Below are 12,072 nucleotides of genomic sequence, written 5' to 3' on the forward strand. Positions count from 1 at the left end.
ATACTTTGTTAAAAGTTATTTTATGCCATTTAGCAACTAATTGTCAACTAATTCAAAATATATTCTTATCCTTATCCCCTATTCTTATACAATTACTTTTCAAATTCTCGCAATGCTGCTAAATTTTCATCATCCTCAATAAGTTCAACAAAGAATCCCGAGTCATCCTCACGAAGGACAATTTCAAGCTCTTCCTTCGCCTCTTCATTTCTATTTAACTGTGCTAAATAACAAGCACGATCATATCTTGCTAACAAATCACTTGCATCCATTGTTAATACTTTATTTGTTATTTTTTCTGCCTTTAGTGTTTGGCCGGCACCATGATATGAAGACGCTAAAGAAAGAAGAATTACTGTTTCATTTGGATGATGTATAGAAGCATTTTCTAATACTTGAATTGCCTCTTCAAACCTTTCTTGACTTTGATATATTTCTCCTAAAGCAAGAAATGCTCTACTTACAAACGGTGTTTGCTCTGTTAATTGTAAGATAATCTTTTCTGCTTTTCTTTCTTCCCCTGCTTTAAAGAATACTTGTGCTTGCAGAAGAAGAGTATCATAATCATCTGGTAGTTCTCGAACCATTTGCTTCGTTAATTCCAAAGCATCTCTTAACATATCTTCTTCCTCGCACTCAACGAAAAGATTTACAAGTTGCTTCGCTACTTCATAATCCCATTTATTTTCTAGTGACGTGTGCAGAATCTCTATTGCTTCTTTATTCATCTCTACATTCTCATAAAATAGCGCAAATCGCTGTGCTGCCATACTATTTTTCGGATTTAACTTTAAAGAGATTTCATATAAATCAATTATCATAGTAACCATTGAAATTTCTTTCGCACGATTTTTCATACGATAAAAAGCTCTCGTAATGATAGATCGTTTCGGCTGTTCATGCAGCTGGCGTTCAATCCATATTTCCGTAACCGCAGCTGCAGCATACATGAATGCTGTACTTCTTTCTGCTTTTTTCACCTTTAACGTATGAAGAAAATCTCGTATGTTAGACAATTTTTTATGTTGCTCTACTGCTTTTACATAAACATCAAATATACGTTCATTATCAAAATCTTTTTGTATTACTTTCATTGCAACTTCAATTGCTTTTACATTTCTTTTTTTCACTAATACTTTTGCATAATGATATAGAACTTCTATATGCTCACCATCTAATTGTAGCGCGTATTCAATCTGTGCTTGTTCTTTATCTATTTCATTCATCGCTCCGTACACATATGCAATCGCATCTAAACGCCATATTTCAGGTACTTCGTCTGCTAATTGCTCTAGTTCAATCAGCAATTCTTCCTGAAGATTCATATCTACTGAAAGCTGTGCTAAATATTCCATATTAATATGCAATGGCTCTTCTTTCATCGCCTGAACCATATGACTTTGTTCTTTAGAACGGTTTTCTTCTTTTTCGTATATTTCCGCAAGCTGTAAATGTACACCTACGAAATTCCCATCAAGCTCTAAACATGTTTCATACGCTTGTTTTGCTTCCGTCAATTGCCCTAATGCCATAAGTGTTTCACCAATTCGGTAATACGGTAATGCCGTTTCCATTTGTTCTATCGCCTTATTATATCTTTTCATCGCTTGGCCGTACTGTCCAATAGATTCATATAAAATACCTGCATAACAACCGTACTCACTTACTTCATTTCTTTCTTTGTGTAACGTTCTTAAAAATGCTATACCTCGTTGTACAAATTCCGTTCCTTTAATTCGATTCACATATTCATCTAACGCACTTGCTACATTATAATCACTTTTCTTTATACCATTTTCTAACTTAGATAGTGCTACTTTAAACCCTTCTTCATTTCCACCAAGTTCAATTTCAGCATCCCATAAAACCATTCCTGCATTCATGAGGAAATCTTGACTCTTTTCAATTTGCTTCTCAAGACCAAGAATATATTCTTTTGCTTCCTTATATTGTTCTCTTGCCATATAAACTTGTGTAAGTCCGAAGTGAGAATAAACATCCTCATCATTTTCTTCTAAAGCACGCTTATACAATACTTCTGCTTCTTCCAAGCTATCATTTTGAAAATGATAATCACCTAATTTTACGTAAAGAGGTGCTTTATCATCACAATTCTCAATACCGTTTAATAAAATTTCTTTCGCACTTTCCTCATCCTTCAAATCAGATTCGTATATTTCCGAAAGTTTCGTATAAATGTAAGGTGCATTACTATCCAAATGAATCGCTACTTTAAGCCCTTTTATTGCTAAATATAATTTCCCTAGTTGATGTGCACATCTCGCTCGTTCATACCATACATGCGCTTCATATTTGTACTCTTTTAACAAGTCATTAAAGATTTCATATGCTTCTTCATATCTTTCTAAATCTATTAATATTAAACCGTGATTTGTTAAAGTGAACCTTTCAGGACTACGCTCTAACGCAACTTGAGAGTATTGCAATGCTTTTTCAGATTGATCAATATACATATAGGATAAAGCTAGAAAACTCCAAGCAATAGGCTGATCTGCGTCTAATTGTAACGATAAACGAAAGCTTGAAATCGCTTCTAGATAACTTTCCTGTTCAAACGCATATCTTCCGTTTATTAAATGATATAAAGCACGATTATTTTTCTTCTCAACGCTTGTCAGCATTTGCTCCGCTTTCTCTACTTCCTGAAGACGAATAAAACACTGTGCACCATGCAATTTAACAAAGTCCGAGTTCGGAAACTTTTCCATTAACTTATCGATACAATATAAAATAAATTCTTTATCTACTTCAACATCTAAGTGCTTTATCGTATATAACCACGTATTTGGATTATCACTCGTTTCTTTTAAAAATTGTACTAGGTTACTAATTCCCTCTTTGTCATGTTCATCTAAATGATCAGTAAGAGAAAAAATAGATTTAAAATAACGATTTTCTTCTTCACTTAGAAACTCTAGTTGCTCCTTCTTTTCTTTCGGAACAAACGTGATTGCTAAACAGCCTGTATAACGATATTTTTCTTGTACTTTACTATATTCCACAAGAACTGGCTCTATAAAGTTTGGATCTTGAACATAGAAAGCTTGCAATGTATCATCATATCCAGATAGAACTTGTACGTGTGAAGCATGCTCAATATCTATACTTAATAAAACAGGAATTCCTTCGTCAATCAGTCTCTTATAATTCTCTTCATTCCCTTTAAAATAACGATATTCATAACCTAATTCTTCTAAATAAGAAACAGTATCTGAAAACTTCGAACCTGTCATATCAAAAATAAACTCTGCTATTTCATCTTGTGTACGTTTCTCTCCCCATATACGCAACGTCATCTCTAAACTTGTCGGAACACAATAATTATCCTTTTGTACAATAGGAACTATCGGCAAGTGAACCTTTTTTCCATCCGGATTTTTTTCTAAATTATGATATAAAGATTCTTTTAAACTCTTTTCTTCTTTTAATAGTTTTTGTAAATCTGCAAATTTATTCATTTTGTACAGCGCTTCTGCACGTAAATGTACAAAGTAAGTATTATAGGCATGATATGGCAGCTGAGTATTTATATTATCTATTACCGCTAACATCTCTTCATATTGCTCTAAATCTAATAAATACTTTATCTTCTCAAAATGAAAATATGGTACTTGTGGGAATTTTACAATCGCATCATCGATTAACTGTATCGCGCGTTTTTGTTCTCCTTTATTCGCATACAATTGTGATAATAAATAGGTAGATAACTCTTCACAATCTTCATGCTGCATGCCAGCAATAAATTGTTCTTCCGCTTTCTCCCATTCACCTGTATGCATATAAACGTAGCCCCATTTATCAAACACTGCGCGCGCACTGTACTCCTCTGCTTTTTGCATATACATTAACGCTTCTTCGTTTCGTTTCATTTCTAAAAGACATCGTACTAACGTAAAATATGTTTTCGCTAAAAAATCTGCATCTATTTCTTCTTTACTTAACTCTTCTAAAGAAGATTTTAACAACTGCTCCGCTTCAAGAATTTTCCGCTCATCAATTAACTCATCACAATATAAAGAGAGCGTTCTCATATTTGGGAATTTTTTATAAGCGTAACGAATGAGGAATGAACTGTATTGGTGCATAAGCCCTTCATCAGTAAGGCGAATCAATATATCGAACTCCTTATGCGAAGGAATATTGGCAAGCCAATTCTTCACATAGGATAAAGTATTCGTTTCTTTTATATATGCAATTTCATTATTTATTTCCTGTAATCCATCTACAAATCTCTTGTCTTTTAAACAAGTTTCTAACTGCTTAAAATCTAGCATGCATTCACCTCGAATTTATATTTAAACTGCTACTTGCTTAGATTTTACACACCATATAGTATGTATTCAACTAAAATCTCTTATAATAGATGTTATTAATTAATATTATTCAAATTTATAACAAAATATAGTAAAAATGATTGTTTTTCTCCGTATTTTGTTTAATTATATGGAATAACGTAACATGCGGTTTTAATCTTGTAGAAGCTGAAATTAGTACATAAAATTATATCGGCGATTTTCAAATTATATCGACCGATTCTTAACATATATCAGCGATTATATGTCGAATATCGACTTATCGACATTAAACGACAAGCCTTATACATCATACCTTTTAACAAACTATGTCACCAAATGTAATTTTCATATTGGGAGCGTATACAAAAGAAGAATACACATGAAATATTTTAAAAAATCGTAGTTCAGCTTCATATTGAGCTAGCGCATTATCATATGTTAATCCTCTGGCTATTAAACGTTCTACAAATTGTTGCTTATCACCCGGATCACCTGCAATCCCCTCTTCTTTTAATGATTGATACAAATCGTTTTTATCATTGTGATGCATATTTGAATCTAAAAAGTTCACTTTATCGCTTACTCTACATTCAATATTTTTCACACCTAATTCACTTAAATATATCGGTATTTTCATGCCTATATTGCCATCTTTACCATTTCTTTGCGTATCACTTTCAAATAATTTCTGCAAAACACCTAGCTGAATAAATTCCGATTGTTTCTCCCCATCTAGTAAATAAGAAGCCATATTAGAAATCCAATGTGGTTCAAAACAGATTATTTTTCCGCCTCCTTTTATATACAAAACTAAAGTTCTCTATATAATAGCCGTATTCCTACACTTTTCTTAAAATTTCAAAGCAAAAAAGCTAGTGTATTTTTAATAATACACTAGCTTTTTATTTGGAAGAAAAATTTAACAAGTACAATCACAATCAAAACAATCCGTACAGTCTAAATCGTCACAATCTGCTTTTCTCTTTCTTTTGTTTCTTTTAAGATAATAATACAGTAGCCCAAACAATAGTATACAAATAACAAAAGCTATTATTGCTTCTGTATACTTATTTTGAATCATAAAACCAATTCCACTTCCGCCTGAAATAAAAATTAGAATTAAATAAATCCAGAACATCTATGTAAATACCTCCATTACTATATATCTTAAGATAATATCCATATAACACTAGAGGAAATGAATAATCCCATACCATTACCGCTTAATACACCAGTAGTTATTCTTAGCAAATTTGAGCTACTTCTCCATTTCCACTTTTGGGTGAACCCATCGATAAGTAACGGAATTTGAGCGAAAAATGATAGTATGATTGCCAAAAGAAATGAAGGTGTCATATAAAAATAAATTGGAAACATTAAAATACCAATAAGCATGCCTGTACAACGCGCACATAAAGGTATGTACTTTTGTAGTTTAAAAAAACTCCTATCTAATCTTCTATGACAAGGAATTTGTAAAATAAAAGTTCGAATCAATATGAATCACCCTCTCTAAAAAGATTTTAATTGATTTTGCAAAAAAAATATATATTCAATAAAAAAACAAACCAGGTTTATACTAGACCCAGTTTGTCAGTTTACTACTATGTTACATCTCCTCAGGTGCCTCCACCCCAAGTAAACGTAATCCTTCTTTTAATACAACCGTCACAGCATAAACCAATGCGAGTCTGCTGTCTTTTTCTTTGCTCTCTTCTAATATACGAACATTACCGTAATATTTATTGAATGATTGTGCTACATCTAATATATATTTCGAAATAATAGATGGCTCATTTTTATTGAAAGCTGCTTCAATTATTTGCGGGAATTTATTTAGTAATTTTACGACACTCCAGCTATGATCGTCTTTTAAAGCAAATGTACATGTTTCAAATTCTACACTTTCTTTTCTTAAAATAGAACAAGCACGTGCATGTGTGTACTGTACGTAAGGTCCTGTTTCTCCTTCAAATTTCAGCATGTTTTCTAATGAGAATTCGATATTGTGCATACGCTCATTTTTTAAATCGTGGAAGATGACTGCACCAACACCGACTTGCTTTGCTACTTCTTCTTTCTGTTTTAAGTTTGGATTTTTCTCTTCAATATTTTGTTTTGCAAGTTCGATTGCTTCTTCGAGTACTTCTTCAAGTAAAATAACTCTTCCTTTACGTGTCGACATTTTCTTACCATCTTTTAAAATGAAGCCAAACGGTACGTGTTCCATACCATCAACCCAAGTATAGCCAAGTTTTTTTAATACGGTGAAAAATTGATTGAAATGTAAGCTTTGTTCTGGACCAACAACATATAGCGCTTTATCAAACCCATAAGTGTTTTGACGATATAAAGCTGCCGTTAAGTCACGCGTTGCATAAATCGTCGCACCATCTGATTTTCTAATTAAGCAAGGCGGCATTCCTTCTTCTTCTAAATTAACGACTAATGCACCTTCTGATTCTTCAAGCAACTCATGTTCTTCTAAAATCCCAATAAAATCTTCCATTAAATTATTATAAAATGCTTCTCCCTGAAAATTAGTAAATTCTACACCGAGAAGTTCATAAATGCGAGAAAATTCTTTAAGGGACTCATGACGGAACCAATTCCAAAGCTCTACCGCTTCTTCATCACCTTCTTCTAATTTCTTAAACCAAGCACGTCCTTCTTCTTCTAGTTCTTCGTCGTCTTTTACCTCTTCATGGAATTGGACATATAACTTAAATAGCTCACGTATTGGATCTTCTTTAACTACTGCTTCATTTCCCCATTTTTTATAAGCCGTAATTAACTTTCCAAACTGTGTTCCCCAATCTCCTATATAATTAATCCCTACAACTTCATATCCACATTTTTCAGCGATATGTTTCAGCGAATTTCCTATCATTGTAGAACGTAAATGCCCCATCGAAAAAGGTTTCGCGATATTAGGAGAGGAATAATCAATTACTACTGTTTTTTCACAGCCAAAGTGGTTTTGACCGAACTCTTCTTTCTCCGCTAAAACTGTTTTTAATACTGCATCACTTACAGTTTCACGATTGAAAAATACATTTACATAAGGACCAACAGCTTCTACTTTCGTAAAAAACGGATTATTTAATTTCTCAGCAACTTCCTTTGCGATAAGAGCTGGTGCTTTTTTATATTGCTTCGCTAATGAAAAGCATGGGAACGCTGCATCTCCAAATTCATCTTGTTTCGGTGTTTCAATTAAATCTAAAATTTGTTTTTGCGTTAATTCATTCGTGAAAATATTAGATAAACTTTCCGCAAACTGCATTTTATAATCCATGATACAACCTCCTTATTTTTTAAAACACAAAAAACTCGTCTCTAAAAAAGAGACGAGTTTTAACCCGTGGTACCACCCTTGTTGTTCGTTACGAACCACTTTCCCGTTTATAACGAGGACAGGGGGCCTCGGCTTTCTCTACTATTCGTTCAAGAAGCATCTCCGAAGTGCGCTTCATCTTTTTCTTCCGTACTAGGCTCACACCATCCCTAGCTCGCTTTCCTTCTAAAAAAGACTACTCTCTTCATCACAGACAGTATATTTAATTAATTATTGCTTATTATACATCTTTTCAAACAATTAGCAAGGGTGAATTACACCAAAGTGAAACTTAGCACTTTTTCTTTTGTATACATAAAAATTGTGTTTTTCAAATCTAGAACTACGAAAATGATCTTTTAAAACGACACGTTTTCTCGCCACTCGTTTTGCCTCCACAATTGTTTCGTCAGTAATATCATGATACAAAGCGAAGTGTTTTAATCCTTTAATTCCGTCGGATTCTATGACAGTTTCTTCAAACATCGGATCAAGGTAAACGACATCGTAACTATTGTCTTCACATTGCGCTAAAAATGAAAAATGCTCCGTTTTCTTTACTTGAATTCTTTGCATTGCTTCATCAATTTCAGAAACGGATGAAGACCATGTTTTCAAACCATTTTCCATAATATAAGCCATATACTCATTGCCTTCAAGTCCTGTTACTTTTCCGCTTTCACCAACAACATAACTAGCTACAATACTATCTGATGCCATCCCGAGCGTACAATCTAACACTGTCATTCCTCTCTCTAATTGCGTGGCTTGTACAAACGGATCGTGTTCTCCACGCATTAACCTTTTCACACGAAACATCGCTGAGTTCGGATGAAAGAAAAACGATTCTTCCGTACCTTTTGGATAAATAGCTAATCGGTTCTTCCCTACGACAAGCACATCTTGTTCATACTGCTCATGTAGCTTATGTACTGGTATGTCATTACGTTTAACGAATGAACGATTTAATTCTGCGGCTACCTGCTTTGCATAATCTGTCATTTCTTTATTCGTTCTTCCTGCTGTTGTTACGATCATTGTTTCACCTCTATATAAAGAAAAGAGGGAGATTTACTCTCCCCCTTCTTTAGCAATTCTTTTCGAAAGCTTGTTCTAAGTTCGTAATAATTTCGTCCATAGTTGCACCTTCAATTTCATGACGGTGAATGAAGTGAACAACTTCTTTTCCTTTTAATAATGCCATAGATGGTGAAGAGGGAGGAATTTCTCCGAAGTATTCACGCATTTTTGCAGTAGCATCTTTATCTTGACCTGCGAATACAGTTACAAGATGATCAGGTTGTTTTTCAGCACGAACAACCGCTTGACCTGCTGATGGACGTGCTAAACCAGCTGCACAACCACAAACAGAGTTTACAACTACTAAAGTTGTACCTGATGTATTTTCCATAAATTCTGTTACAGCTTCTTCTGTAGTTAACTCTTCAAACCCAGAACGCACTAACTCTTGGCGCATTGGGATTACCATTTGGCGCATGTATTCTTCATAAGCATTTGACATCTTGTAATCTCTCCTTCAACTTTCATTCCAAATTCATCATATCACGCTCTATTAATAGGTGCAAAAGAAAGATAACGATGATTTCATTTTTTTGTAGGGATTTCACAAACCCCACCGCGGCAATGCCCCACTGGAACAAGTTTTCTATTGTTAGCGATATAATCGTATACTTTACTTCCAAAACCAAGTACGATAGATAACTTTATAAAAGGAACGGCAAACCAATAAGATGGAACGGCCTTTGCTAATACATGTATGCTATGAATGCCGTCATACCACTTATTATTTTTAAAAATATACAATCTTTGTTCCATCTTACTTTGTAGTTCTTGAGAAAGCTCATACTTCTCAACTACATCTTCATCTCGAAATGAAACAAATTTCATCTTACCCTTTTTATCTAATTTTTTCGTACGTTCTGCAACCGCCGTACACATCGGACACCAACTATCATAGAAAACAATCATATATTATTCCCCTTTACGAGACTCCGTCATTTGTTTCCATACAGAACCTTTTGCTTCTTCTCCGCCTTCAATACGTTCTAATGCTAGACGTGCTTGCATAGCTACTTCAAACTCTGGATCATCTTGCGCTGCTTTTAATGCTGGAATCGCACTTTCATCTCCAAGTTCAAATAAGAACATAGCTGCACGCCAGCGTACTAATTTACTTGGATCTTTCAGAGATTTAATCATAACAAACATCGCTGCCGGATCACCTACATCTGATAAACAATCTCCTGCAGTACGACGAACACTTACAGAGCGATCTAATAAAGCTTTATATAATAACGGTAATACTTCATCACCTTTTACCATACCTAAATACGCTGTTGCTAAACGGCGTATTGAAACTTTTTCATCATCTAACGCCATCTTCAACACTGGAATATCTTCTTCAGTAGGATCCATTTGTTCTAATGCTGCAAAACGGTTTTTCCAGTCAGAATCTTTCATCATCTCTTCTGTTACTTTATATGGCTCACGCTTTTGGATCGTTACTTCAACAGCACCTGCTTGATTTAATAATTCTTTAACCGTTTCATTTACACGTTCTTCTGAATAAGCAGCAACAATCTCTTCTACTACTTCTTTCCCGATTTCTTCAAAGTTACCGTAACGTGTACTTTGTTCCACCCATTTACGCTCTTTTACAACATTTGGTGCAGACATTTGCACTTTCATAATTGATTCTTTAAAACGATCAGGTAAACCAACACGTTCTTCCGTCGTTCCATCTGTTAACTTTACTTGCATTGGAATTGTAAAGAACATTTGAACAAACACTTTCACTTCTCCAAAATGAGCAAGTTGTTGTTCTTCACTTTCTTCTACTACTTCTTCGCCGAAAACAGCACGAACTTGTTGTAATAAAACTTTCCAGTCATACTTCGCATTTCGCTCCACTGCTAAAAAGTCGGCTACATGATACACACCTTTAATGCCTTCAATTTTCAAAATTTCTTGCACTTGCATTGGTGCCTGTTCTTTATTTTCATTTGTATAATTATTACGTGCTCCTGATGGTAATACTTCATTCAAAATAACTTTCATTGTGTTTGGACTTGGCGTCGGTTCAATTGCTTTAATCTTCACGTAAAAAACTCTCCTTTATTGCATGTTCTTAGCTGTATTGTAACATGTTATCACTCTATACTCCTACTCGGATGCTTAATTTTACTACTTTCTTCCCGCTACCATACTATTTCATTCTTTTTACATTTTAAATTAGGAACGGGATTTTAAAAGCTTTCGTTTCCGATGATTTTTATTTTTTATCCATTTCTTGAGGCATCGCCATTATTTTTGAAAAAAACACGCTAAACAAAAAAATATGTAAATAAGCTATCCATATGGATAGCTTATTTACATATTTTTCGTTATTGGAAGACAACTATTTTTATAAATACAAAAGGCAGAAAAGTATATAGATTCTACAAAATATTTTGATTGTGATACATTTACAGAATCTCTTATTTTATAATTAATGTCTTATTATTTTTTGGAGGGAATTCGATGAAAAAGTTTGTTTTGATATTTGGGCCACAAGCAGTTGGGAAAATGACAGTTGGACAAGAACTAGCAAAGATGACTGATTTAAAATTATTTCATAACCATATGACAATTGATTTATTGGAGCCATTGTATGGATTCTCTTCGGAAATGTGGCGATTAACCCATCTTTTCCGAAAGGAAATATTTCAATCATTTTCAAAGAGTGAACATTATGGAATGATTTTTACATACGTATGGGCGTTTAATGAAAAGAAAGATTGGGATGATGTTGAAAGTATATGTAATATTTTTCGTTCCCAAGGGGTTGATATTTATTTTGTTGAATTAGAAGCTGATGTAGAAGAAAGACTTCAACGAAATAAAACACCTCATCGACTTGAACATAAGCCAACAAAAAGAAAGATTGAACAATCTGAACAAAATTTATTAAGCACATTTGAAAATTTTAGATTAAATTCAAGAGAAGGAGAAATTACAGAGAAAAATTATATAAGGATCAATAATACGAATTTAAATGCTACAGAAGTAGCTGAAATTATAAAGAAAGAATTTCAACTATAGTTTTTTTTAACAAATTGAACAGTTCGGATTTTATGAATATCGTATACATTTCTAATTAACATAACGTCCTATTATCGGTTGCAACAAAAAGGAGGATTCCTTACTCTCAGAAGGAATCCCTTTTTTTATTTTCTATCACTCGATTCATCTTTTTATACATTCCTATCCTGTGATGGGTTTTATGGTTCTCGTTTGTTACTGGATTAGCCAAAAAACGTTATAAAATTTTGTATACTCTTTACTTGTTTTTTCAAAAAAGCTGGCGGTATCCCCTCTTTAAGTTTATTAAAATACTTTCCACAATTTTTTCCGAAGCTA

Annotated in this window: 9 protein-coding genes, 1 pseudogene and 1 other annotated feature; of the genes and pseudogenes, 1 reads left to right on the forward strand and 9 read right to left on the reverse strand. The window is 33.6% G+C overall.

What is annotated here, in order from left to right:
- Positions 1–92: 92 nt before the first annotated feature.
- The 9 genes and pseudogenes from B9A45_RS19025 to B9A45_RS19065 all read right to left on the reverse strand — a co-directional run bounded on the left by B9A45_RS19025 (position 93) and on the right by B9A45_RS19065 (position 10,773).
- Positions 93–4,295, reverse strand: coding sequence for a bacteriocin-processing peptidase family protein (locus B9A45_RS19025; RefSeq protein WP_084064539.1), 4,203 nt, complete (start codon positions 4,293–4,295; stop codon positions 93–95).
- A gap of 337 nt (positions 4,296–4,632) precedes the next feature.
- Positions 4,633–5,118 (reverse strand): annotated as a pseudogene (locus tag B9A45_RS19030) (class I SAM-dependent methyltransferase); the annotation flags it as partial.
- A 117-nt stretch (positions 5,119–5,235) separates the two neighbouring features.
- On the reverse strand, positions 5,236–5,454 hold the full coding sequence (locus B9A45_RS19035; RefSeq protein WP_000498601.1) for a hypothetical protein: 219 nt from the start codon (positions 5,452–5,454) through the stop codon (positions 5,236–5,238).
- A gap of 29 nt (positions 5,455–5,483) precedes the next feature.
- The gene (locus tag B9A45_RS19040; protein WP_000621475.1) at positions 5,484–5,813 is read right to left on the reverse strand and encodes a DUF2085 domain-containing protein; all 330 of its coding nucleotides are present in this window, start codon (positions 5,811–5,813) and stop codon (positions 5,484–5,486) included.
- A gap of 112 nt (positions 5,814–5,925) precedes the next feature.
- Positions 5,926–7,614: an arginine--tRNA ligase gene (argS, locus tag B9A45_RS19045; RefSeq protein WP_000384923.1), complete on the reverse strand. Its 1,689-nt coding sequence runs from the start codon at positions 7,612–7,614 to the stop codon at positions 5,926–5,928.
- 45 nt (positions 7,615–7,659) lie between these two features.
- Positions 7,660–7,874, reverse strand: a binding site (T-box leader).
- 40 nt (positions 7,875–7,914) lie between these two features.
- Complete coding sequence (locus tag B9A45_RS19050) at positions 7,915–8,691, reverse strand: class I SAM-dependent methyltransferase (RefSeq protein WP_000637450.1); 777 nt, start codon at positions 8,689–8,691, stop codon at positions 7,915–7,917.
- 49 nt (positions 8,692–8,740) lie between these two features.
- Positions 8,741–9,175 carry a BrxA/BrxB family bacilliredoxin gene (locus B9A45_RS19055; protein WP_000063706.1) on the reverse strand — a complete coding sequence of 145 codons (435 nt, stop codon included), beginning with the start codon at positions 9,173–9,175 and terminating at the stop codon, positions 8,741–8,743.
- Between the two features lie 83 nt (positions 9,176–9,258).
- On the reverse strand, positions 9,259–9,642 hold the full coding sequence (locus tag B9A45_RS19060; RefSeq protein ID WP_000634873.1) for a thiol-disulfide oxidoreductase DCC family protein: 384 nt from the start codon (positions 9,640–9,642) through the stop codon (positions 9,259–9,261).
- Positions 9,643–9,645: 3 nt separating this feature from the next.
- A complete protein-coding gene (locus tag B9A45_RS19065; RefSeq protein WP_000692580.1) occupies positions 9,646–10,773 on the reverse strand; it encodes a conserved virulence factor C family protein in 1,128 nt (375 codons plus the stop codon).
- A 420-nt stretch (positions 10,774–11,193) separates the two neighbouring features.
- Between B9A45_RS19065 and B9A45_RS19070 the strand changes: the two genes are divergently transcribed.
- Entirely contained in the window at positions 11,194–11,754 is a 561-nt protein-coding gene (locus tag B9A45_RS19070; RefSeq protein WP_000714950.1) for an AAA family ATPase, read from the forward strand.
- The last annotated feature ends 318 nt before the right edge of the window (positions 11,755–12,072 follow it).

Source organism: Bacillus sp. JKS001846 (assembly GCF_900176455.1).
Taxonomy (GTDB): Bacteria; Bacillota; Bacilli; order Bacillales; family Bacillaceae_G; genus Bacillus_A; species Bacillus_A cereus.